General features: G+C 62.7%; 13 protein-coding genes. 8 read left to right on the forward strand and 5 right to left on the reverse strand.

All coding sequences use genetic code 11. From position 1 onward, the window contains the following. Nucleotides 1-520 precede the first annotated feature (520 nt). Entirely contained in the window at nt 521-2,155 is a 1,635-nt protein-coding gene (locus tag ACHHRT_RS08535) for a hypothetical protein (RefSeq protein ID WP_395499346.1), read from the forward strand. Between the two features lie 35 nt (nt 2,156-2,190). Here ACHHRT_RS08535 and ACHHRT_RS08540 read toward each other — a convergent pair whose 3' ends face one another. From ACHHRT_RS08540 to ACHHRT_RS08555, 4 genes are all read right to left on the reverse strand, one after another. Beyond that, nucleotides 2,191-4,182, reverse strand: a complete 1,992-nt coding sequence (locus ACHHRT_RS08540; RefSeq protein WP_395499347.1) for a fibronectin type III domain-containing protein — start codon at nt 4,180-4,182, stop codon at nt 2,191-2,193. Between the two features lie 28 nt (nt 4,183-4,210). Further along, the gene (locus tag ACHHRT_RS08545) at nt 4,211-9,610 is read right to left on the reverse strand and encodes a hypothetical protein (protein ID WP_395499348.1); all 5,400 of its coding nucleotides are present in this window, start codon (nt 9,608-9,610) and stop codon (nt 4,211-4,213) included. Between the two features lie 80 nt (nt 9,611-9,690). Next, entirely contained in the window at nt 9,691-10,923 is a 1,233-nt protein-coding gene (locus ACHHRT_RS08550; RefSeq protein ID WP_395499349.1) for a hypothetical protein, read from the reverse strand. Nucleotides 10,924-10,947: 24 nt separating this feature from the next. Continuing rightward, a complete protein-coding gene (locus ACHHRT_RS08555; protein WP_395499350.1) occupies nt 10,948-13,200 on the reverse strand; it encodes a hypothetical protein in 2,253 nt (750 codons plus the stop codon). Between the two features lie 395 nt (nt 13,201-13,595). Here ACHHRT_RS08555 and ACHHRT_RS08560 point away from each other — a divergent pair, with 395 nt between their 5' ends. The 4 genes from ACHHRT_RS08560 to greA all read left to right on the forward strand — a co-directional run bounded on the left by ACHHRT_RS08560 (nt 13,596) and on the right by greA (nt 20,539). Next, on the forward strand, nt 13,596-14,603 hold the full coding sequence (locus ACHHRT_RS08560) for a sigma-70 family RNA polymerase sigma factor (protein WP_395499351.1): 1,008 nt from the start codon (nt 13,596-13,598) through the stop codon (nt 14,601-14,603). A 5-nt stretch (nt 14,604-14,608) separates the two neighbouring features. After that, the gene (locus ACHHRT_RS08565; protein ID WP_395499352.1) at nt 14,609-15,817 is read left to right on the forward strand and encodes a DegT/DnrJ/EryC1/StrS family aminotransferase; all 1,209 of its coding nucleotides are present in this window, start codon (nt 14,609-14,611) and stop codon (nt 15,815-15,817) included. After that, entirely contained in the window at nt 15,814-19,911 is a 4,098-nt protein-coding gene (locus tag ACHHRT_RS08570; RefSeq protein WP_395499353.1) for a tetratricopeptide repeat protein, read from the forward strand. The genes ACHHRT_RS08565 and ACHHRT_RS08570 overlap by 4 nt, the downstream gene beginning before the upstream one ends. A 142-nt stretch (nt 19,912-20,053) precedes the next feature. Beyond that, the gene (gene greA / locus ACHHRT_RS08575) at nt 20,054-20,539 is read left to right on the forward strand and encodes a transcription elongation factor GreA (protein ID WP_395499354.1); all 486 of its coding nucleotides are present in this window, start codon (nt 20,054-20,056) and stop codon (nt 20,537-20,539) included. On the opposite strand, the gene ACHHRT_RS08580 is transcribed toward greA, so the two are convergent. Further along, nucleotides 20,517-21,119: a TetR/AcrR family transcriptional regulator gene (locus ACHHRT_RS08580; RefSeq protein ID WP_395499355.1), complete on the reverse strand. Its 603-nt coding sequence runs from the start codon at nt 21,117-21,119 to the stop codon at nt 20,517-20,519. The two genes, greA and ACHHRT_RS08580, sit on opposite strands and share 23 nt — an antisense overlap. Before the next feature lie 252 nt (nt 21,120-21,371). Between ACHHRT_RS08580 and purD the strand changes: the two genes are divergently transcribed. The 3 genes from purD to ACHHRT_RS08595 are packed head-to-tail and all read left to right on the forward strand — an operon-like array spanning nt 21,372 to nt 23,687. Further along, nucleotides 21,372-22,664 carry a phosphoribosylamine--glycine ligase gene (gene purD, locus ACHHRT_RS08585; RefSeq protein ID WP_395499356.1) on the forward strand — a complete coding sequence of 431 codons (1,293 nt, stop codon included), beginning with the start codon at nt 21,372-21,374 and terminating at the stop codon, nt 22,662-22,664. Then, complete coding sequence (locus ACHHRT_RS08590) at nt 22,657-23,361, forward strand: L-threonylcarbamoyladenylate synthase (RefSeq protein ID WP_395499357.1); 705 nt, start codon at nt 22,657-22,659, stop codon at nt 23,359-23,361. Before purD ends, ACHHRT_RS08590 begins: the two co-directional genes overlap by 8 nt. Then, a complete protein-coding gene (locus tag ACHHRT_RS08595; RefSeq protein ID WP_395499358.1) occupies nt 23,361-23,687 on the forward strand; it encodes an Hpt domain-containing protein in 327 nt (108 codons plus the stop codon). The genes ACHHRT_RS08590 and ACHHRT_RS08595 overlap by 1 nt, the downstream gene beginning before the upstream one ends. The last annotated feature ends 8 nt before the right edge of the window (nt 23,688-23,695 follow it).

Here is a 23,695-nt window from a genome sequence, read left to right on the forward strand (position 1 = left end):
AAAATTTATTTATTTTTTTGCCGACAGCTTTCAGTTGGGGCAGAATGTTAAAGTGTGAATTTCTAGTTTTTTGCCTAGGGCATTTTTTCGAAAAAAAGATGACGATTGATAATCCTAAATAACCGTTGTTTTTTTCACCCAAGTTCGGTTTCCCGAAAACCGAACTTAACGCAGTGGTATCCTGTAATCTTTAACCTCTGAATTAACCTCTTGTTTTCGGCAAGCTATTCCCAGTTGCGTGGCTGGACCGATAATTGCATGCGGGGACGTGGTTCGCAGATTCAAGGCCGGCTGCTGGTCTGGGGAGACGGTGGCAGACGGCATCATTGCGCGTGCTACCAGGTTGTATTTCCCCAGTGCTACCTGGTCGCAGCCAGATCCTGGGGGACTGCCATGACGGCTCCATGGCCGTTTGGCTTGACCCCATGGAAGTATGTGTCGTTAAAAGGTCTTTGAGTCTGGGAGGCGTGCCAAGAGGTAACTGGAGAGATTTTATAACAAAAAAGAGGAGGTTATTGCAATGAGTTGGGACAGTGGCAGGAAATTAACTACAGCGGTTTGCATGCTATCATGCTTGCCCGTCGTTGGCATTGGTTGGTCGCCGGCATCGGCGGAACAGGCCAATACGGTTGCCTATATTTCTCCGCAACACATTTTCTCGCTCAATGACGTCCAGGGAGATGGGTCTGGCTCCTACTATGGAGTCGATTGCCTGGAAATGAGCAAGGGGGAGCGGGATACCAAGGATGGCTTGATCTATTATGCCATTGATTCCGCCTATGGTTTTGATGTGAAAGATTTTGACCCCAGTGTGGCCATGGAGCCAAGAGCGGTTGATGGCAAACATGAAGAGGGCTGGGTAGCCAATATCTATGATGGAAGCGGTAAGATCATTGGGGTGAAGGCTAAAACCCCCGGGACTCCTTTTTTCAAAACTGGGGCCTTGAAAGGGGAATGGCTTGGCGGTCTGGGCGGCAACATGGTTAAGGCGTCTTCGGAGCACTATGTCGTCATGGACCACGTCCTCAACTCCCCCTGGATGCCGGATCTTGTTGAAGGTATGGACTATACCATCAGGTGGAAAGATGAGGGCCCTCTCTATAAATGGGGTAATTACACCAAGAAGCCCACCACAATACGTTTTTATGCCAATATTCCGCTGCCTGCAGCCTGGAAGGCTCCCGGAGCCAGCTATACGGTTACAGCGGCCAAACTAAGCATTAAACACACCACCACCAATAGCCCCAATGACCAGATTCGCCCGGAAGGTTTTGGTAACCACAACGCCACCGGCATTCTGCCCCGGTATACCATCGGCCCCGACGGGAGTTGGTTGTCGGCGGTTGCTGCCTACGAGGGTGACGGGCATTTTATCCCAGAGGGTACGGTGCTGCGCGACGCCAACGGTCAGTACACCAATGCCTGGTATACCACGCTGGACCGCGATCCTTTTGCCGGATCCAATCCGAGATGGCGGTTGAAGTCGGCGAAATATGGGCAGGATTTACCAGGGGTTGAGCTGCCGCAATATACCGTGGGGCAAATTACCACCACAACCATTGATTTGTTGGCGGATATGTCGGACCCCGAAACCGGGGAAATGATTCCGTCGGTCCTTAGAGACAGTAGAAACTGGAATGCCTATCTGGACCACTCGGGTGATGGTCTGGATGATGAAAATGGTATGAAATTGACGCCGGATTTTGACCTTAATGTCTATATCAAGGGCGAATACAATGGAGCGGAGCTTTACCACGCAACGCTCTATATTGAATATGAGGACCCCAACCTGGAAGGACCACCGCTTGCCGGCAATGATGTCACTATTGCGGAGCTTGATGCCCCGGTCACCATTAGAGAGGGTGACAGCGCCGATATAAGAGTGAGCGTAAAAAACAACCTTAGCGGTGAGGCTTCCGGGGTCTTGTTTCTCAAGGGGACGGTAATAAGGGGTAACAGAATCGAGGTGGTGGAGAGCGTGGAGATCGAGTTTACCACCCCTGCTGACTCTTCTGCCGCGGTGTTAAGCCATGGCTGGACAGCCCCAGACAGCCCTGGCGATATTCACTGGTCCGCCGTTGTGGTGGCCGATGATGATCGTGATTCCTCCAACAACGCCGCGACCGCCGTTACCAAGGTAACCAGGCTTAAATAACAGGGATAAACTGGATCTAATCTCATCGAGTCATTCTACCAGCGTACCTCCACCGGCTCCGAAGGATTGCCTTCGGAGCCGTTTTCCGTTTGCCAGACCAGGCGGTAGCGGGAGCTGCGGTGTTGGGGTGGGTTGGCGTCCACCAGCCGGCCGCTGCCGCTGACGCCGCTGCTGATGGTCAGCCAGGGGGCGTCGCTGCTTTCCTGGCGTTGCAGGGCCACCGTAAATGGCTTGGGCGGGGCCTTGAAGGTGATCTCCACGTGGGTAAAGGGGGTGGTCAGGGCTTTGGCTCTCGGTTTAGCGGGGGTGGGGATCTCGGGGGGGGCGACCATTACCAGGAGTCGCTGGCTGGCCTGGCTGGGCCGCTGCCTGGCGTCAACCGCCACCAGGGCATACCAGTAGCCCTGGCCCGGTTTGACCTCGTTGTCCACGTAGCGACGGGCCTGGGCCGGGAGATTCTCCTTGATCACCACCCCTTCCTGGCGGGATTCCAGGCCGCGCAGCAGGGTAAAACCGGCGGTTTTTTGCTCGGGGGGACCGGGTTCAAAGGTGATGATCACCTGCCCGTCGCTGCCGTCCAACCCGGTGACCCGGGGGCTGGGGGGTGGCGAGAGATCCTCCACCTCCACCACCACCTCCCGGCTGGGGGGGCTGAGCTGATTGTCGTAAGCCACCGCGATCACCCGGTAGAGGAAGGTGCCGTGGGTTTCGGGGCTGAGTTGATCACGGTATTCCCGCTCCGAGATGATCCGGGCATTGAGCCGCGACCAGCGGTCACTCTCCCGCTCGCGCTTTTCCACCAGGTAGCCGGCCACCGGGTATTGGGCGGCCTCCCAGCGCAGAATCACCTGGATCGGGTTGACGGCGGCGGTCACTTTGCCGGGGGCCGGTGGCGGCCGGCGGTTGAGGGGGGCGGCGATGGCCGGGGCCGACGGTTCCCCCAGGTTGCCCCGGGGTCCCACGGCTCGCAGGCGGTAGTGGTAGTTGACTCCGCCGATCACCGTGGTGTCGATGAACCTTTTGCTGTCGGGTTTTAAGCCTTGGGGGGTCAGGTTGCTGTAGAGCCCGTCATAACTGGTTGAGCGTTCCACGATATAGCCGGCGGTGTTGGGGGTGCCATCCGGGCGCCAGTTGATCACCACCCGTTCCGCCTCGGGGTGGGCCGTGATCTCTGAAGGAGGCTTGAGGGCCGCCAGGTCGGGGACGAAAAAAGAGGTGGCTGCCGGCTGGCTGCGGCGGCCAAAGAGGTCGAGACTGGCCACCTGATAGGTCACCTCCTGCTCCACCGGTACCAGGGGGTCCCGATGGGTCGGGTTTTCCAGATCCCACTCCAGACCGAGGATCAGGGTGGACTCCGGCAGTGGGGCCGGGATTCTGCCGCCGTCGAACCGTTCCAGGTGGTAGGCGATCACCGGCACCAGAGGATCCTGGGGGGGCGGCTGCCAGAAGAGCGCTACCCCGTCCGGTTCCACCTGGCCGCGCAGTTGCGCCGGTGGAGCGGGCAGCGGCGAGGCGACCCGGCTGTCCACCGGTGGGGAGGAGAGTACGGTCCGGCCGGCTGCGCCCTCCCCGGTCAAGCCGGTTACCCGGTAGGACTTAAGGCCGCCGGGGACATCCCGCAGCACCCAGCCCAGGCCCAGGGCCTGGGCCCGTTCAAAGGAACTCATGGCGTTGAGGCCCAGGATGGCATAGAGCAGATCCCGGCCCTCCGCATCGGTGGGGCCGGGCAGATTGGCGACCAGCTCCCTGATCTCTTCGATCTCATCCCGGCTCAGCACGGCCAGGGTGGTTTCCGCCAGAGGGACGATGCGCTCCACCAGCACCGTTTGGTCTTCACCCGTGAGCCGCCAGCCTCCCTCCGGCCATTGGCCCAAAGGGGGGAACCAGAAGAGGCGGACCTCGCCGCGGCCGTCGGAGACCGCCAGCAGGCCGCCGTCGGGCTCTTGCTTGGCCTGGGCCAAACCGCCAAAGGCCAGGCTTATGATCAGGGCCAGGCAGCAACAGATCAGATTATGCCAAAGCTTCATGGGTTGTCCCTCAGGTTACGATCCTTTTTTAAATACTGAAGCAGACATTGAGATCCCGGGTCAGCGGGAGCGGAATGGAGGTGCAGACGTCCAGTTTGACCGGCGGCGCTTCGACGTGGATCCTGAGCGAGCGGCCGATGGTCCCTTTTCTGCCGCCGCAGGGCACCCAGTAGCGCAGGCCAGCCGAGGCCTGGAAATCGGCGCTCAGGTGGGCGGAAGGCGAGATTCTGATTCCCACCAGGGCGTCGGCGTAGAGCTGGCCGGCCGCCACCTCGACGAAGCAGATCTTGGGGGTTTCAAAGGCGATCCCGCCGCCCACCGCGTAGCCCACCTTGGAACCAATATGCAGATAACCGTAGGTGTCCAGGATCAGCAGATGGGCTTTGACGTAGGGGCCGCCATAACGGCCGGCATAGATCTCCCAGTGGCTTTTGCTGAAATAGAGGCCCACGGTCCCCAGGTCGTTTTCGTTGCCCTGGGGAATCGAAACCTTGACGGTGCCGCCGAACATGCTGAAACCGCCCCAGACCTTGCCGTGGAAAATTCCGTTGCCGTACTGGAAATAGCCGTCGGCCAGGGCGATTCCCATCAGTTTTACCGGGCTGAAGCGCATGCGGTAAATGTTGTCGTTGGGGGAGACCGAAAGGCGGCCACTCATCTCAAAGACCCCCTGATCCGCCGAAACAACGGTGATCCCCGCCGAATAGACCTGATTGCCGCTCTGGTTGGGGATCGCTTTTAAGGGATCGCCTTCAAAGACCTTGACGTCGAAGCCATGGGCCAGGCCGCCGTTAACCATTTTCAGCACCACCCCGGGAAAGATGGGGGCGTTGACCGGCACCTTGTCGGCATGGGTCAGCCAGTACTCCTTGCCGTTGAAGGAGCCGTAGCGAAAGGTGGCCTCCACCGGACTGTCCATGCCAAACAGCTTGGCGCTGACCTTGCCGCCGAAACTGTCTTGGACCCCGCCGCCGGAATTGGCGGCCAGCAGCAGGGGCTCCAGGGAGGCGTAGCGAACCGGGCCCCCGGCCATGGCGCCGGGAGTGTGGAGCTGGGGGAGAACCTCGGTCTCCACCAGGGGATTGCCCGGGGGGAATGCCACCCCGACCTTGAAGGGGGTGTGGGTGGGGCCGCTGGCGGTAACCAGATAACCCGGCTTTTTAATTTCATAAAAGAGGGAGATGGTCGCTGAACTCAGCCCGGCCATGGTGATCCCGCCATCGAGCTTGAAGGAGAGCCGTTCCGCCGCCTGGACGTTCTGATGGGGGGTTACGCGGAGGCTGTTGAGCTCGAGTTTGGCGCCGCCAAACCCGGTACTCCGGTTCAGGGAAACCGTTTGCTGGCTCAGGTTGTGTTTAAGGGCGGCAAAACCGTCCATGGAGAAAAAGAGGTCGTCCAGCAGGGTCTGGGCAAAGGGCCGCTGGTCGTCCCGAAACTCAAAGGTGGTATCGGTGGTAATGCCCCAGCCCCAACTCCGGCGGCTGAAACTCTTTACCTGGCTGCTCATCTTGACGGGGCCGTAATCCTCCACCGCCACCAGGCCTTTGGTATCAAACTGAAAGTTGACTTCAGCACTGGCCTGGCCCTGGGCATAGGAGAGGGTGGCGTCCCCGCCGGTTATCTCGATCTCCGGCCAGGGCACCCGGACCCGCATGTTTTGGTATTTGGCGTCCAGCTGGTGGTTGGCGGCCAGCACCTCGATGGCCTCGAATTCGATGCTGCCGGCGCCCAGGGCATGGGAAAAGTTGCCGAAACGGGCCTGGCCGCAGACCCCCTGGTCGGCGATCCCCCAGTTGGCCACCGGCACGTTGAGATCGGCCAGATTGAAGAGGTAGGGATAAAGCCTGGCGTTCTCACCCAGGTGGACCCCCACCCATTGCCGGTTGGCCGCGGCGGCTGGACTCTCCTCGCCCCGGCCGGGTTTGGTGCCGGGGGAGGGAACAAAACCCCGGCGGCCGGCACTGCCGCAGGCCGCCTCGCCCTGCTCCCGGCTGAGATCGATCCGGACATCGTCGGACTCGATCTGAAAGAGGCTCCAACCGATCTGGGTCAGGGCCAGGGTCTGGCCGGCGGCGTACCAGCCGGAGTCGGGGATCAGCGGGGCGGTCAGGCCATTCCACCGGGGAGATTGGGCGCCGCCCATCCCCACCAGGCGGATGCCGCTGTCCGCCACCTGGATATCCAGGGTGGCCCGCAGCTCCTGACCGGCCTCTCCCGCCAGCCCCCGCAGCACCCCCTTGAGGCCCGGCAGGCCATCCAGCGGCTTGTTGAGGGAGGAGCTGTTGATGGTGCCGTGGGTCACGGTCAGGCCGTCGGGCACCTCCCAGTTGTTAAAGTCGATATCCACATAGTGCCGGCCCATGCCGCTGGGACCATCGGGCAGGGTGAAGAAAAGGGTGCCCCGACCGCTGTAGCGGCCGTTGTTGACCGCAATCCGCCCCTGCAGGCCGGAGATGATGAAATAGTTGCCGTCGGCCACCGGAAACTGGAAGGCGCAGGGCTCGCCGGGGTTGGGGGCCTTGACCAGATAGGTCTTGGGGGGGGCGACCACGCTTTCGGGCTGATCAAAGATGGGCACTTGCACCACCACCCCGCCCTGATGCTGCATTTCCCAACGGGTGATCACCCGTTCGCCGTCGCCGAGCAGGGCCTCCACGGTCAGGGTGCGTTTGACTCCCGCCGGATCCAGGGGCAGGGGGGGAGAGGTGAAGTTGATGCTGTCCGGCAGTGGGGCGTCGGTGTAGCTGCCCTCGGCATCGACCGCGGTTCTGATCGGGGAGGGACCCACCGTAAGCGAGCGCTCCTCGATCAGCACCCCATCCACCAGCCAGCGGAGAATGATGCCGCCCTGGCCGTAGTAGCGCAGCCGAGCCTGGGCGTAGAACGCCTCGTCACAGCTGGAGGCGGTGGCGTCGCCTTGGGCCATCAGCTCCCCGGCCAGGGAGGAGATGCCGGGCTCGGGGCTCACCTGCAGCTCCAGAGCCTCCAGGCCGCTTGGCTGCATTTGTTGGAGATGCTGGCCGCTCAGGGCCCCCGAAACCGTGCCGCCCTGGGGGGCAGCGCTCTGGTCCAGGCTGGTTTTGGCGGTGGGGCTGGGATCGGGCAGCGTCCCCCCCAGGCTTTGGACGTTGGGCAACGGCAGGGCCCCTCCGGTTTGGGGCTTATCCTGGCCGGAAAATTCGGTGATCTTCAGGTCCAGCAGGTAGAGAGGGCCGGTGGCGGCGGGATCGGCCTTGACGTCGATGATCTGGGCGTTGCAATAGACCAGGAAGGCCCGGCTCCCCGGCATTTTAAAACCCTGGAAAAAATCGGGACCGGAGAAATCTGCCACCACCGTTTCCAGGGAGGAAAGGAGCGGTTGTTCGGAGACGATCATGCCGCTGGCCGCCAGTAAAATCCCCTGGGGCCGGCCGCCGGCCAGCCCCGACCCGGCCGGCGGGGCCTGGGATGAGTGGGCCGAGGCTCCGCTCGCCTGGGGCATTTTGCCGGCCAGGACGATGGTGTCGATCATCCCCACATCCTCTTCCGGCAGAACAAAGAGCCGCACCGGGAACTTCTGGGAATAGAGATAGACGTGCTCCATGGCCAGGCTCAACATCCCCTGGGGCTTGAGATCGGAATGGGATCCCGCCGGGCCCACGATGGCCGGCGGGGTGGCGGTGGGGGGGGTGACGTAAGCATGGTCGTAGGTCCCGTCACCCCAGTCGACAAAGACGTTGCGTAGCCGCCAGCCCTTGACCGGGGTGCTGCCGAAATAGATGGAATGGTCGTCTTCGCTGCCGCCGCCGGGGGAGTAGGCGCCCCACTCCACATCATAGACCACCCCCCAGGGATTGCCGTCCAGAGAGAACTGGCCGCTGACTCGAACCCGATCCCCCACATAGATCGCGTGGTCGCTGATCGCGCCGCCCTGGTTGGTCTCGACCTTGCCGTAGGTGAGCTGGGTATTGGCGGCATCGCAGGCCAGGCCGGTGGGGCCGAAGGTGGGTAGCTTCAGGGGCCAGCGCTCGGAGGCGGCCACTTCGATCACGTGGCTGACAACCGCCCCGGTTTGGGGATCGGAGGAGCTGTAGCGCCTAAAACCGACCACCTCCCAGAAACAGTCGATCTCCTGCCAGTTATCGGCAATATACTGATCCCCGGGGGTCAGGGGGTGGACCTGCTCCTGCTGGCCCAGGGCCAGGGCCACCTGCGACCAGGAGACCAGGGACAGGCTGATGGCGCTGCCCTGCCCGGTGATGGCAGCCTGGCTGGCCGCCGCCTCTCCCCGCACCAGATCGAAAAGGGTCACCAGGAATTCCGGGTCGGGGATATAAAAGAGATCGGGCAGGGGCAGGCCGCCGATCTGCCGCTGGAGCAGCACCTGGCCCTGGTGGTCGAGGACGCGCAGCTCGAACCACTGGGAGGTTCCCGGGCTCTCCTCCCGCCAGCTGAAGCGGGTCTGATCGTTGCCCACCGGAATTCCATGGTCGCCGATGGCGTTTTCCATCATCAGGTATTTGCCGAACTCCGGCTTTTCCAGTTGGATTACCCCCGGGGCAAAAACAAGCTCGCCGAGGGCCGGGGCCTGGATGGTGGGGATGGTGGCGGTTTTCTTGGCCGGGGCCTGGACCAGGGCCTGGGTGGTGGAGGGCAGCCAGGGCTGGCCGCTGGCGGCCTGGAATTTGAGCGGGCGGACCCCGGGCAGGGCCTGGCCGGCCACGGTTACCTGCATGGTGGCCTTGGTCGGGGTTTCCACCAGAACTTTTTCCACCTTGATGCCGGGGCCGAAATCAAGGTTGAGGTTGGCGGGGAAGTTGCTGCCCACCAGGGCCACCTCATAGGTTTCGCCGGGATACCAGCGGTTGGGGTTGATGCTGAGCACGGTCACGGCGGGGGGGGCTTCCACTCCCGGCAATAACGGGGCCGAAGGAACCGGTACCGGGGTGGGAGTCGGCTTGGTGACGGAGGTTGCAATCACCACCGCCAGGGCCTGGCTCCGGCTCCAGGGGTGGTCCGGTCCGGGACGCAGCTCCAGCCGATGGGGACCCAGGGTGGCCTGGGCGGAAACGGTAACCTCCATGGTGGCCTGGCTGGCGCTTTTGACGCTCAGGTTTTTGATGTGAAAATCCTGGCCCAGGCGTACTTCCAGACCGGAACTCAGGTTGCTGCCCTGGATGGTCACCTGGTAGCTGGCTCCCTGCTCCCACTGGTTGGGAACCAGGGCGCTGGCGCTACTAACCGGCGGGGCCGTGGGCGGGGCGGGCCGTGGCAGGTCGATCAGGTCGCTGGCCGGCGGGGGGGTAATTGTGTCCACCGGGCGGACCGGGGCGGGGAGTTCGGGCAGCGGTTGTGACGGCATCCGTTGCGCCAGGGTCTGGAAAGGGGCAAAAATGAATAGTAGGGCGGTTAGCAATCCCGCCACCATCATGGTTGTGCGCTGGTCCATGGTTTACCCCTCTCTGCTGTTTCCGGTTAGCCGGAGAAAATGGTGTTGGGCTGAACTCCTTTTGAGCTGCCGCCGGGGGATCAGTCGGCCTGGATCGTCGGCTTAAGCTCTTCGGTCCCACCGCCACCGTGGTGCGCGAAGAAGATCAGGCGATGGTCGCTGGCGGCAACGAGCCGGTCGCCGGCGAAGGCCTCAACCTGCCAGGCATAAGGGGCCCCCGGGCTAATGCGGACTCTGTCGAATTCGGTCAGGGCGTAGGAGGTTTCTTTTGTTCTGGCGATGGTGAGCGGCGGTTGCTCTCCCGACGGCAGGGGGTTACGGGGGTCGAAGGCAAAGCGGTCGTCAAGGGGATGGAGGGTGAAGCGATAGATCAACCCCTCTCCCGCCGGGTGCCAGGAAAAGGTTGCTGGCTGTTCCGCAAGCAGCCGGAGCTGGGCCCCGGCCGTTGGGGTCTTGAGCTGCAGGGATTGCGGGAGCGGCTCCGGATGTTTCTCGCTGACGAAATAAAAGATCGCGGGCTGGGTAAAGCCGGGCTCGGGTGTAAGGAGTTCAAATTCCACCCGGTGCAGGCCGGTTTTGTAGGTGGGAAAACCGGGAAAGCTGGGGCTCTGGATTACCGCCACCCGCAGGCCGGGGGGGAGTTGCCTGGTGACGAAGTTTATGGGGCGGCCGTCAACTTTCCATTGTCCTTGCAGGATGCCGCCGCCGTTGTAGGTGATGGTGGCGGAGGCGGTAAGCCCGGGGGTGTTGCGGGGGATGGTGATCCGGCCGCCGCCGCTCCGGTTGTCGTCGGCCGCCAACTGGTTGAATCCCAGCTCCATGCGTACCAGGGAAAAGGTGCCGGCCGATGGGGGCACGATCTCCAGTACCACCGCCGTTTCGAGACCGATCTGGTCGAGATTGGGTTGAAAAAAACGGCGGAAGTAGATGCGGCCCTGCTGGGCCCGCAGGGCGGCGGCGATGATGGTGGGCGGCACGGTGAGGGCTTCGGCGGCCCGGCCCCGGCCATTGACATGACTGATGGCGACGGTTCGGTCAACCGTGCCCAGCAGCAAGCGGCCGTCGGCGCTTTCAAAACGGCCCTGGGTGGAGATGCTGGTGAAGGTGGCATCTCCCGCCATGGTTCCGGTGTAGAGCAGGCTGAGCACGTTGTTTTGGCCCGGCACAATCCGGGCGCTACCCGGCGCGACCCCGATCTCGTAAGCACCCACACCGGCCGGCAGAGCCAGCAGAGAGAGCAGGGCCAGCAGGAGCGTCAGCCGCTGGGGTGAAGCGGCAGCCGGGATCGATTTTTTTTGGCCATGATTTTGCATCGCAGCTCCAGATGGAAACTTTGGTTAGGGGATGGCCAACGGAATGCCGAGGGTGAAGAGCAGGTAAAGCGCATACTCCTCGGTGGCGGTGTCGGCGACCCGATCCCTGTTCCGGTCGTAGAGGCCTCTCAGGGAAACCGTTTTCTGTCCCCCCTTGGCCGAGGTGGTGGGCAGATGGTAGTTGTGCTGGCCGACGACATTGTAGGTTGAGGTGTGCAGCGAGCCATCTTCCACGCGGAGATCCAGCAGGGAGCAGGTCAGGTTGAAATTCTGGCTCTGGGTGAACAGCATGGTGGCGGCCAGGGTGCCCTGCCAGGTCTTGGTGACCAGTCGGTCGGCTTCGGTCCAGATCCGGCTGTAGGCGGCCAGGGGGCTGATGGAAAGTTTGTCCAGGGGTTGCCAGCTGATGGCCACGGAAAGATTGTGGATGTCGCTGTCGTTGTTCTGGTGGGCCCGGTCCTGGTGATTGGTGAAGGTATAGCTGGGAACCAGGCTCCAGCGGTCGCGGGCCAGGGAAAAGCCCCCTCCCAGGGTACTGGTGACATTCTCTATCCGCTCCAGGCCGGCGGGTTCGTTGCTGCTCTCCTGCCAGGTGTTGTTGCCGGTCAGGAAAATGATCGGCCAGGCGGCCCGATAAAAAGTGAGGGCCAAGCCGGCATCGCTGTTGCGGATCTCCGGCAGCAGGGGGTCCTGGGTCACGTTTTCCCGGTTGTGCAGCAGGTTGAGGGAGAGGCTCATCTCCTCGAAGGCTTTGGTGCCGTACAGGGTGTAATCTTCACGGTTGTTGGCGGCGGTGGGGGTGACGATGGACTGGAAGTCGCGGTCCAGATATTTGTAGCCCCCGCCATAGTCGTAATTGCCGGTGCGGCCCGAAAATTTCAGTAACCAGGCTTTTCCGCCGGCGGTGCCCGCCTCATCGTTGATGTCCGGGGTGTAGTCGCTGATTCCGTACTCGCCGATTATCCCCAGGCGCTCGCCCAGGGGACGGCTTTGGACCTGCAGGCTGTAGACTCGCCCCTTGACCCCGGCGGTCAGGGAACCGGCGTTGTAATCGTCGGGATTTTGGTTGCGGCCGCCGATGGCGGTGGCCCGGAGCAGCAGTCGGTCCGCCCCCAGCAGCTCCCTTTGGAGGGAGGCCCCCAGCAGACGTTGATCACCGTCGTCAACCGCCGCCATCCGGTCGAAGCCGGTGACCGCGTTGCTGCGCAACATAAAGGCCTGGGCTTCGGTTTCGGCGATATCCAGGGTTAACAGGCCCCCCCGGCGGGCAATGGATTCACCGGTGAGCTCGGTCCCGCTGACCTGGAGATCGCCGAAGGCGAAGCGCTGCTGGTTGTATTCCAGCTGCAAGAGGTAGTCGTTCAGGTTCAGTTTGTCGTCAAGGGGGTCCGGACCCTGCTGTTCGATATACCAGATGCCCGCGTCCAGAGAAGCTTTGACCCCGCCGGCCTCCACGACGCCGCTGATGGTGGTGTTGACCTGGGCGGTCCAGTGGGGGCTCTGGTCCTCCGAGCTGGAGAGTAGCTTCTGGCCGACTTCGGCGTCCACCCTGGCGCTGGCCGCGGCCTGGTCGAAATGTTCCGATTGGGGCACGACAAAGGTCCAGGATCTGACCGGCAGGATGGTGCCGTCGGCCCCCATCGCTTCCAGGGAGATCGAGTGGCGGCCGTAAGCCAGATCGGTTTCCGGAGTATAGATGATGGCCTGATCGGTCAGGGTGGAGAGGGGGGTGACATCCTCGCCATCCAGCAGCAAGCGCACGGTGCGTGGCGGTGGCGATTGGGGGGTGGGGGTAAGGGGGACCGTGATCAGCGGCCGGCGACCGCTGATCCTGACCTTGTCCATGGCCGGAAAGAGCAGGGACTCGGCGGCGGGATGGTCCAGGCGGACCTCCAGCCGGAGAGGGTTGGCGCGGGGGTCCTGGGGCGGATGGGTGAAGAGTCGGCGCTGGCCATCCTCGACCACGTAAAAATACTCGACTCCCGGGGGCAGGTTGTGGCGGCCTTCCAGAATGAGGGAGTGTTCAATTTCAGTGTCCCGATTCATGGCCAGGGCCTGGAACTCACCGGCTCCGATCCGGCGATAAAAGAGGGTGGCGCCGGTTGGCGGGATCATCCTTTGGGTGTTGACGCGGAAGATGATGCTCTGGCCGGCGTAAACCGGCCCCGTTGGCGAGATGGGCTGGATCGGGTCATTGGCCAGGGCGGAGGTCGCCAGGAGGAGGATGGCCAGGATGGTGAACAGAAAGATCAGGGCGTTGCGGGTCCGCATGGTCATCCGTTACCACATGTGGTGGCAAGGGTTTATGCGGCGGCGTCCGGGCCAACCGGGCGTGGGCGGCACAAGCCCTTAGATTTATGGGGGGCTTCATTAACCTGGCAACTATAACTCCCAGTAAATGAATCGGACGGTCGGTGTCAAGGTAAATTTGGGCTTGCGGCCCGGACCGCCTCCAGCGCCGCGTTGGGGCCGGCAGCCTGTTCCTTGGGCGCCAGTAGCGGCTTTCCCTGAGCTAAAAAAGCCGGGGAGGTTGTGGATGGTGGGATGCGCCTTTCAGGTAATCGTGGTAGAATTTCGCCAAATAAGGTAAGAGGGTGGGGCCCTTGGCGGGCTGAATTTTGCTTTTCCCCAGCTGCCTTTTTATCCTGCCATCGATCTAGGTTTGTGCGCCCATGAAGAAAGCTGATCCCGAACTGCTGCTGAACGGCGAGGAGCCGGAACTGCTCGAGGCCGGTCCGGATCCCGAGGAGGGGGCGCAGGATTTCCATCCCCTGGTCAGTCTGGGCGAACAATCCCATCTGCCTGTCGTCGGCAGTGACGCCTTGCACCGCTATCTGCAGGAGATCAGCCAGCACCGGTTGCTGAGCCGGGAGGAGACCGATGAGCTGGCCCGTCGGTTCAAGGAGACCGGTGATCCGGAAGCGGCCTATAAGCTGGTTACCGCCAACCTGCGGTTGGTGGTCAAGGTGGCGATGGATTTTCAGAAATACTGGATGCAGAATTTTCTCGATCTGATCCAGGAGGGGAATATCGGCCTGGTCCAGGCGGTGAAAAAGTTCGACCCCTACCGCCAGGTCAAGTTTTCCTATTACGCCGCTTACTGGATCCGGGCCTACATCCTTAAGTTCATCATGGATAACTGGCGGCTGGTCAAGATCGGCACCACCCAGGCCCAGCGCAAGCTCTTCTTCAGTCTCAACAAGGAACGGAAGTTGCTGGAGTCCCAGGGGTTCAGGGCCGAGCCCAAGCTGCTGGCCCAGCGCCTCAACGTCAAGGAGAGCGAAGTTATCGAGATGAGCCAGCGCATGGACAACTGGGATGTCTCCCTGGAGAGCCCCATGCGCGACGATTCCGGTGATGAGCGCAAGGATTTTTTGCCGGTGGCCGGCCCCAGCGTTGAGGAGCGGGTGGCCGAGGATGAGGTGCGGGAGTGGATGGGAGCGATTCTCGACAAACTGCGCCAGACCCTTAATGAAAAGGAGCAGTTGATTCTCGATAAGCGGCTGCTCAGTGATGAACCGCTCACCCTGCAGGATATTGCCGACCGTTTCTCGATCTCCCGGGAGCGGGTACGCCAGATCGAGGCTAATCTGCTGAAGAAGATGCGGCTCTATCTTGAAAATGAAGTGCCCGATATCAAAGATTTTCTCGACGATTTCTTTAATCCCTGGAGGGGATAGAACCCATGGCCGTGCCTTTACTTGATTTGCAGCCCCAGCTTGCCCCCCTCCGGGAGGAGATTCTGGCGGCGGTGACCGAGGTGATCGATTCCTGCGGCTATATTATGGGGCCCAAGGTGGAAAGCCTGGAACGGGCGGTGGCCGATTACTGCGGCGTGGAGCATGCCATCGGAGTTGCCAGCGGCACCGACGCCCTGCTGGTGGCGCTGATGGCCCTGGATATCGGGCCCGGAGATCTGGTCCTGACCACCCCCTACAGTTTTTTCGCCACCATGGGCAGCATTCTGCGCCTGGGAGCCAGGCCGCTTTTTGTCGATATTGATCCGGTGACCTTTAATATCGATCCGCTGGCGGCTCGAGAACTGCTGGAGAGCCGGCCGGAGCTGGCGGCCCGGGTCAAGGCGATTATTCCGGTTCACCTCTATGGGCAATGTGCCGAGATGGCCCCCCTGCTGGAGTTGGCCCAACGGTTTGGCCTGGCGGTGGTGGAGGACGCGGCCCAGGCCATCGGGGCCCTCTATCCCCCGGCCCGGGCGGCCGACAAAGCTGGGTGGCGCCGGGCGGGCAGCATGGGGGACGCCGGTTGTTTCTCCTTTTTCCCCAGCAAGAATCTGGGGGGGATCGGAGATGGGGGCATGGTGATTTGCCGGGACGCGGCCCTGGCCGAGAAGATTCGTATTCTCCGGGTGCATGGCAGCGCCCCCAAATATCATCACGGCCTGGTGGGCGGTAATTTTCGCCTGGATCCGATCCAGGCGGTGGTGCTGGAGATCAAGCTGGGCCACCTGCCGGCCTGGCATGCCGCCCGCCGGAACAACGCCGAGGGCTACCGGCGGCTTTTTGCCGACTCCGGCCTGCTGGAGGATGGTTCCGTTCTCCTGCCCGCCGCCGTTTATCGGGAGCAGGCCCAAGCGGCGGGGATCGATGACTACCATATCTATAACCAGTTCGTCCCCCGGTTTGCCCGCCGTGACCAGCTGCTGGCCCATCTGCGGCGGGTCGAGATCGGCTGCGAGGTCTATTATCCGGTGCCGTTGCATAAACAGGGTTGTGTGGCGGAACTGGGCTACCATGAGCAGGTCTTTCCGGAAGCGGAACGCGCCGCCGGCGAAACCCTGGCCCTGCCCATCTATCCCGAGCTGACCGAAGAGATGCAGCGGGAGGTGGTGGCCGCCATCAGCTCGTTTTACCGGGGGGAACGGCGGGGGGGATGATACGCCAGCGCTGGTCGCCATGGCCGTTGCCGGGAGGGAGTAGAAGGCTGGCGGTTTGGGCCTTGGCCCTGCTGCTCCCGGTCGGCGGAGGTTACTCCCCGGCTGGGGCGGCCGCCCCCCTGGTGCCGGAGCGGGAAATCGTTCTACTGGAGGCGATGATCCCGGCCTGGAAACTGCGCTGGGATGAGGCTCGCTCCCTGGTCCGCCAGGGGCGGCTGCCGCAGGCGGCCCAGCTTTATGAGGAGCTGCTGGCCGGGGAGATGCCGTCGCACCAGGCCCGCTGGGAACTGGCCCGGGTCTGGCAAAGTCTGGGGGAGCACGATCGCGCTCTCCAGCATTTTGAGTTGCTGTGGGAAGCCAATCCGGAAAATTCTGAATACAACCAGGGGTTGGCTTTTGCCTTGCTGGCCACCGGGCGTTTTGGTCGCTCCGCCGAGTTGCTGGCCGGCCTGTTGAGCCATAATCCCCAAGAGCCCCGGCTGCTGGCGGCCCTGGTTGAGGCCCAGCTGGCCATGGGCAATGGGGCCAAGGCCCTGCCGGCTTTGGAGAAGCTGGTGGGGTTGGCTCCGGATTATCCCGGTTTTGCCGGCGAGCTGGCCCCGGGGGCGACCGCCAGTGAGAGCCTGGCCCGGCTCTACCGCAGGCTGGGTCAGGTGGATCGGGCCCGGGATTTGAGCCGGCGATTGGCCGAACCGGTTGGGGCTGATCCCAGCTTGCTGATTCTGGCCGCGGATATCCACGAAGAGCTGGGCTTGCGCCGGCAGGCGGCGGCCTATTGGCGGCGGGTCGTGGCCAGCGGTTTGGCCTATCCCCGGGCCGCCGCCCGCCTGGATGCCTATCTCCTCGACGAAGGTCACGGTGAGGAGGCCCTATCCCGGCTGCTGCCTCGGTTGGCGGCCAATCCCGATGACCATCAGCTGCTTCGGCGCACCGCCCAGGTATATTTGGGGATGACCCTCTTTGAGCAAGCCCTGCCCCACCTGGAAAATTACCTCGAACTGAACCCCACCGACCGGGAGTCCCTGCTGCTGCTGCTGGATATCTATAACGCCCTGCATAAAGAGGCCGAGGCCCTGGTTACCCTGGAGCGGTTGTTGGCCCTGGAGGGGGAGACGGCCCCGGACAAACTGATCCAAGCGGCCCTGCTCTACGAGGAGCGGGGCGAGAAGCTGCGGGCCCTCGAGCTTTATGGCCGGGTTTTCGCGCAGCGGCCCGGGGAGCCGCGGCTGCTGGCCAGGCAGTTGCGCTTACTGCAGCTGCTGGGGCGGGACGCCGAGGTCCGGGAGATCATGGCTCGGTCTGAAAACGCCCGTCGAGCCGCCGATATTCTGGCGGCCTGGCACCAGCTGGACCCCGACAATCATCCGGTGACGCTCTCTTTGGCCCTGGTGTACCTGGAGGGGAGCCGGTTGGCGGAAAGCGCGGAGCTGCTGGCGGGCCTGGAGAGAGCCGGTTACGAACAGCCGCAATTTTTCTGGGCCCGGGCTTTGCTGCGGGAGCGGCAGCAGCTTCCCTACGCGGCCTGGCAGGATTATGAGCGGCTCCTGCTCCTGGTTCCGCAAAGAGAGGAGGCTCGGCGGCGGGCCCTGGTGCTGGCTGTCCGCTTGGGCTTGCCCGAGAGGGTGGCTGAGCATTCCCGGCATTTGGCCGCCACGGCGGCGACCGATCTCGCCGCCACCCTGGAACTGGTGACGGCGAGGATTGAAGTTTTGGATCTGGCCGGTGCCCATCAGGCCTTAATTTTCCTGCAATCGGAGGCGGCGGCCCCCGAAGAACGGGTTTGGCTGCTGCTGGCCCAGGCCCGACTTTTCGCTGTGGCTGGCCTGGTCCCGGAAGCGGAACAGGCCTTGCGCCTGGCGTTGCTGGAGGGGGTGGAGGAGGTGGAGGTTTACCGGGCCCTTTTTGAGTTGGCCCTGGCTGCTGGTCGCCCGGCGGAAGCCGTGATCTGGCTGACCGCCCTGGAGCAGCGGTGGCCCTCTTTCCCTCTTGATTCGCAGCAGATCGGTGATCGGGGGCTGACCATGGGGGAAAAGGAGGCCCTGCCCGAGCTGATGCGGGTACGGCTGGGGCTGGCTGAAGGGGATTACCGTCAGGCCTTGCGCCTGTTGCGCCGGTTGCCGCGAGAGGGCGCGGGCATGGAGCGATTGCTGGCGGCCGCGGTTGGCAGGCTGCTGTCTGACGATCTTTTGTGGCAGGCCGAAAGTTTGCTGCAGGAGGAACTGCTTAACCGGGAGGAGGCTGGGCCGGAGGCCCTGATTCTGGCCGCCCTGGTCAGCGAACGGCGGGGCCGGCTGGAGGAGCGGGAAGATTTCCTGGCCCGGGCCGGGGAGTGGGCCCTCCTTGATCCCGGACGGGTCCTGGCCTTGGCTGAAATCCTGGCCCGTTACGGGTTGCACCAGGAGGCGGTGACGGTGCTGGATTCATTGGCGGAGCCTTTGCCGCGTTCATTGCGGGGAGGGTTGCAGCTGGCCGATTCCCTTACGGCCGCCGGTCGGAAGAGCGCCGCCCTTGCCCAATTGGATCAGCTGCTGGAGGTCTATCCCGACCTCTTTGTGCTCCAGTCCCGGCGGTTGCGACTGCTGTTTGAGGCCGGCCGCCTGGATGAGGTGGTGGAGTTGGCGGATGGGTTGGCCCTCTCCCATCCCTGGGCCGGGGCTGATCTGGCCTTGACGAAAGTTCACGCCCTGTGGATGCAGCGGCAGTGGCAACCGGCTTTAAATGAACTGGCTGAGAGGCTGACGCCGACGGTGAACGCCCGGTTCGCCGCGGCGGCTGAAGAGGCGCGGTTATCGGTGCCGGCTGATGAGCCGCCGTCGCCTTGGGGCCGGCTGGCCGGAGCGATCAACCCCCTGAGCGCCTTCATTGACAAGATCATGACCCCGGTCTATGCCGCGGCACTGCAACCCGGTGATGATCAGGCGCGCCGGCTGGCGGCGCCCCTTTATGCCGAATACCGCCGTCAGCAGCGTTTCGCCATGGAGCTGCAGGCCCGGCAGGCCGTGGAGCGGCGGGAGTTTTTTGCCGCCCTGCGGGCCTTTGAGCGCTTGGCCCAGGAATATCCCGATGAGGGGCCGTTGCTTTATGATCTGGCCGGCCTCTACAGCCGGTTGGAGAGGCTGGAGCCGGAAGCGGCCATTTATCGGCAACTAACCGCCGATCAGGTGCAATACCCGGGGCTCACCGGGGCTCGTCTGCGCAACGAGTTGAAACGCCAACCCCGCTCATCCCTCCACCATGAGTATCGTCGGGAAGAGGGGAGGGACGGCCATAAAGCCCTGGTCAGCCACCGCTGGACCGCCTCCCACTGGTTGGCACCCTACCTGGGGCATGAGTTTGATCTGGCCGTCTCCTATTGGCGTTACCGTGATCCCGATACCCCGGAAACCGCGCGTGGGCGGCAGGCGGAGTTGCTTTATCGCCGGGACGCTTTTGCCGAAGTGGATCTGCTGCTCGGGATCGGAGCCTGGGGCCTGAATGATGGGCCCGAGTACCTGCTGGGCCGGGCCGAGATCGCCGGTGATTTCGGGGATCGCTTCTGGGGGAGGCTGGCCTACCGGCGGCAGCTGGTGGAGGATACCCTGGAAGCCGTTCGGCGGGGGATTCGAACCGAATCCTATTCGGCGGCGGCGGTAATCGATCTGTTGCCGCGCCTGGAGGCGGGGGCCAGCTACGGTTTTCTGGACTATTCCGATGGCAATCGCACCCACGGTTATGACCTCTGGGCCGGATACACCATTTTCACCGACCCGACCCTGCTGAGCGTCCGTTACATCTATGATTTTAAGGATTCATCACAAGGGGCACCCACGGGTGATCACCCCTATTGGGCTCCGGCCAATTATTGGCGTAAACTCGTGGAGTTCTCCTTCCGCCACCAATTGAGCGACGACCCGTTTCTGCGTGATATTCCCCGCTACTACACCCTGCGTTACGCCACCATCTACGACTCCGACGGCTATGCCCACCAGGAGCTGGCGGGTTCCCTCTTCCTGGAGTGGAGTCCCAAACTGATTCTGGAGGCCGGGGTGGAATTGTCCAGTGCCCCCAGCTATCGGCGGCGCCAGTTCAGTACCACGCTTACTTACCGTTGGTAGAGCCCCCGCCACACGGGGTTGCAATCCCTGATGTGGTATGGTAATAAGCTGGAAAGTCAGTTGGTTTGATCTGCGCCGTTTCGCCTGGCCGCTTGCCGGGGGAAACGGCGTGATTTTTTATGCATAAAGGAGAAAGAGAGTGATGGTTGAGCGCATCCCCATGACCCGCAGCGGCCACGAAAAGCTTCGTCTGGAACTGAACCATTTGCAACGGCAGGAGCGGCCCCAGGTGATCAAGGCGATCGAGGTGGCCAGGGAACACGGCGATCTCAAGGAAAACGCCGAATACCACGCGGCCAAGGAGCGGCAGAGCCATATTGAAGGCCGGATTATGGAGCTGAAGGATAAACTGTCCCGGGCTGAAGTGATCGAAATTGCCGATCTGGACTGCGAGCGGGTGGTTTTTGGCGTGGTGGTTAAGCTGGTGGATCTGGATACCGACGAGGAGGTCAGCTATCAGCTGCTGGGCCCGGAGGAGGCCAGGGTTGAGACCGGCAGCATTTCGGTGCTCTCACCGCTGGGGCGGGCGATGATCGGTAAGTCGGTGGGGGATGAGGTGACGGTGAAGACCCCCGGCGGGGTTAGGCAGTTTGAGGTGCTGGAGATTACTTTGCCGCCGGCTGAATGATCCCGTTGATGAAGATCGCCGAGATCTGCTCGGCAGTCTCCTGGATGGAGTAACTGTGGTCGGGGGAGAGGACCCAGAGTCGGGCGGTTTCGTCCAGGGCCCCGAAAAAGGCCCGCTTGAAAACCCCGGGCAGAACATCCGGCCGGAATACCCCCAGCTCCTGCCCTTTTCTGACAATGCCGGAGATGATGTCGAGATACTCGCTGAATTTGGTGTTGCGGTATTCTCGCATGAACTTGTTGCTTTGCCGCAACTCCATCTGCAGCACTTCCGCCAGCTCCCGGCGATCATCCATCATCTGCAGGTGATGGGTGGCGAAAATTCGCAGCATCTCCCGGGGATTGTCGTCGGCCTTCGACTCAAGCAGCAGCTTGACTTCCATGATTATCTTGCCGATCTCCTCTTCGAACAGTGAGATCAGGATATCGTATTTGTTGTTGAAGTACAGGTAGATGGTGCCGTCGGCCACCTGGGCTTCCTTGGCGATATCGGAGATCCGGGCATGGAAGAATCCCTTGCGGGAAAAAACTCTGATTGCCGCCTCAATAATTTTGGAATGCTTGTCTGCGGTGCGGATCATGGTTATTATGGCAGGGTTCAGGAAACGTAAAGGGGCGGCTCGCCGCCCCCCCGGATCAGCTAAAGTTGGCTGAATGCTCATTCATTATTCCCGACATCTTATTCGGAACTGCGGATCGGTGTCAAGGACAATATGTCACATCGTATATCCACTGATCCCGTTTGCACAGCTTGACAAAAGCGAGGCTAAAACGGTAACCTGCCGGTGAACATTTAGCCTTCCACCATCGTTAATATTCTGCAAGGGAAGAAGATGAAAATATTGATTGTCGGTTCGGGCGGGCGTGAGCATGCCCTGGCCTGGAGTATGGCCCGCTCGCCGCGGGTAAGCGCGGTCTATTGTGCTCCGGGCAATGCCGGAATCGCCGCAATTGCCACCCCGGTGGCGCTTGCGCCCAACGACAGCGGGGCTTTGGCCGATTTTGCCCAGCGGGAAGGGATCGACCTCACCGTGGTGGGCCCGGAGGGTCCCTTGAGTCAAGGCCTGGTTGACCTTTTCCAGGAGCGGGGCTTGCGGGTTTTTGGACCCACCCGGGGGGCCGCCGCCCTGGAGGGCAGCAAGGTTTTCATGAAGAACCTGTTGCGGAAATATGAGATCCCCTCGGCGGCCTACGCGGTGTTCGACCGCCGTGAACAGGCGGTTGCCCATCTGGACACCCTTGAGTTTCCGGTGGTGGTTAAGGCCGACGGTTTGGCGGCCGGCAAGGGGGTTATCATTGCCGCCGACCGGGCGGAGGCCGTGGCCGCCCTTGACCTGATCATGGGGGATCGGGCCTTTGGCGAGGCCGGCAATCAAGTGGTGCTGGAGGAGTTCCTGGCCGGTGAAGAGGCCTCCTTCATCGCCTTTACCGACGGGAAAACCGTGTTGCCTTTGCCCAGCTCCCAGGATCACAAGGCGGCCTTTGATGGTGATCAGGGGCCCAATACCGGGGGGATGGGGGCCTATTCCCCCGCTCCGGTGCTGACCCCCGAGTTGGAACGCCAGGTGATGGAAAAGGTGATGTACCCCACGGTGGCGGCCATGGCGGCGGAGGGGCGACCTTACAAGGGGATGCTCTATGCCGGGTTGATGATCCGCGATGGTGAGGCCAAGGTGCTGGAGTTCAACTGCCGTTTCGGCGATCCCGAGGCCCAGCCGCTGCTGCTGCGCTTGCGCGGCGATCTGGTGGAGGTGTTGGAGGCGGTGATCGATGAACGGCTGGATCAGGTCACTCTTGATATCGATCCCCGGCCCACTGTTTGCGTGGTGATGGCCTCCGGCGGTTATCCGGGGGAATACAGCGTTGGGCACGAGATCAGCGGCCTGCCGGCGGCGGCAGCGGTTGAAGGGGTGGAGATCTTCCATGCCGGAACCCGGCTGGAGCAGGGGAAGCTGGTCAGCGCCGGCGGCCGGGTCCTGGGGGTATGCGCCATCGCTGCAACCCTGGAGTCGGCCATCGCCCGGGCCTATCAGGCGGTGGATTTGATCTCCTGGCAGGATTGTCGCTATCGCCGCGACATCGGCCGCAAGGCCCTGCATCGATCGGGGGGACCCGCCGATGGTTGAGAGTGATCGCCCCCCCGGTGGCGACCCCCTAAGGTCTTTTCCGGTAGTGGAAAATGGAGTTGGGGAGGGTGAGCTTGCCCGGGCGGTGGCGGTGATCCGGGCAGGCGGCATGGTGGCTTTTCCCACCGAAACCTATTACGGGTTGGCCGTGGACCCCTTTAATCGAGAGGCCCTCTCCCGTCTCTTTGCCGTCAAGAGACGGGCGCCGGACAAGCCGATCCTCTGCCTGGTCCACGAGCGTGGTCAGTTGGAACTCCTGGCCCGACGGGTGCCCGCTTCTTACGAACCCCTGATCACCGCGTTCTGGCCGGGCCCCCTTACCCTGATTTTTGAAGCACGGGAGGAGGTGCCCTTGGTCCTCACCGGCTACAGCGGCACGGTGGGGATCCGGATCTCCTCCCATCCCCTGGCCACCCGCCTGGCCGCGGCCTTTGGCGGACCGATCTCCGCCACCAGCGCCAATCTCTCCGGTCTGCCGGCGGCGGCTTCCGCCGCCGAAGTAACCGCCCAGCTCGGGCCCGATGTGGACCTGGTGCTGGATGGCGGCGCAACCCCCGGGGGGAGAGGTTCCACCCTGGTTGGCCTGGCCGGTGACGAGCCGGTACTGATCCGGCCCGGGGTGATCTCCCAGGAAGAGCTCATGGAGAAAAGCGGTCGGGAGATCTGGCCCATGGTTCCCCAGGGAGGGGAAAAGTGATGGTTGAGTTTCAGTGGGACCGGGCCTTTGCCCTTGAGCAGGCGGGAGACGATGAAGAACTGCTGGCTGAACTGCTGGCCTTGCTCCGTGATTCGGCGGCCTCCGATCTGGAGCTGATTCGAGCGGCGGCGGCGGCCCGAGACGGGGTGGCCCTGGCGGACGCGGCTCATAACACCAAGGGGGCGGCCGCCAGCCTGGGCATGGAGAATCTGCGCCGGGTGGCCCACGAACTGGAGCAGGCCGGGCGGGGCGGAGATTTGGCCGGGGTGGAGAGCCGGATTCTCCTGCTGGAGCGGCTGCTGGCCTGTCTCCAGGATCTGCGTTGAGGCCGGCT

The organism is Desulfurivibrio modestus (assembly GCF_044068625.1).
Taxonomy (GTDB): domain Bacteria; phylum Desulfobacterota; class Desulfobulbia; order Desulfobulbales; family Desulfurivibrionaceae; genus Desulfurivibrio.

What these genes read in the sequence shown, in the direction of transcription:
- ACHHRT_RS08535 (WP_395499346.1), top strand. Translation starts at nt 521, where the DNA reads ATGAGTTGGGACAGTGGCAGGAAATTAACTACAGCGGTTTGCATGCTA.
- ACHHRT_RS08540 (WP_395499347.1), bottom strand. Translation starts at nt 4,182, where the DNA reads ATGAAGCTTTGGCATAATCTGATCTGTTGCTGCCTGGCCCTGATCATA.
- ACHHRT_RS08545 (WP_395499348.1), bottom strand. Translation starts at nt 9,610, where the DNA reads ATGGACCAGCGCACAACCATGATGGTGGCGGGATTGCTAACCGCCCTA.
- ACHHRT_RS08550 (WP_395499349.1), bottom strand. Translation starts at nt 10,923, where the DNA reads ATGCAAAATCATGGCCAAAAAAAATCGATCCCGGCTGCCGCTTCACCC.
- ACHHRT_RS08555 (WP_395499350.1), bottom strand. Translation starts at nt 13,200, where the DNA reads ATGACCATGCGGACCCGCAACGCCCTGATCTTTCTGTTCACCATCCTG.
- ACHHRT_RS08560 (WP_395499351.1), top strand. Translation starts at nt 13,596, where the DNA reads ATGAAGAAAGCTGATCCCGAACTGCTGCTGAACGGCGAGGAGCCGGAA.
- ACHHRT_RS08565 (WP_395499352.1), top strand. Translation starts at nt 14,609, where the DNA reads ATGGCCGTGCCTTTACTTGATTTGCAGCCCCAGCTTGCCCCCCTCCGG.
- ACHHRT_RS08570 (WP_395499353.1), top strand. Translation starts at nt 15,814, where the DNA reads ATGATACGCCAGCGCTGGTCGCCATGGCCGTTGCCGGGAGGGAGTAGA.
- greA (WP_395499354.1), top strand. Translation starts at nt 20,054, where the DNA reads ATGGTTGAGCGCATCCCCATGACCCGCAGCGGCCACGAAAAGCTTCGT.
- ACHHRT_RS08580 (WP_395499355.1), bottom strand. Translation starts at nt 21,119, where the DNA reads ATGATCCGCACCGCAGACAAGCATTCCAAAATTATTGAGGCGGCAATC.
- purD (WP_395499356.1), top strand. Translation starts at nt 21,372, where the DNA reads ATGAAAATATTGATTGTCGGTTCGGGCGGGCGTGAGCATGCCCTGGCC.
- ACHHRT_RS08590 (WP_395499357.1), top strand. Translation starts at nt 22,657, where the DNA reads ATGGTTGAGAGTGATCGCCCCCCCGGTGGCGACCCCCTAAGGTCTTTT.
- ACHHRT_RS08595 (WP_395499358.1), top strand. Translation starts at nt 23,361, where the DNA reads ATGGTTGAGTTTCAGTGGGACCGGGCCTTTGCCCTTGAGCAGGCGGGA.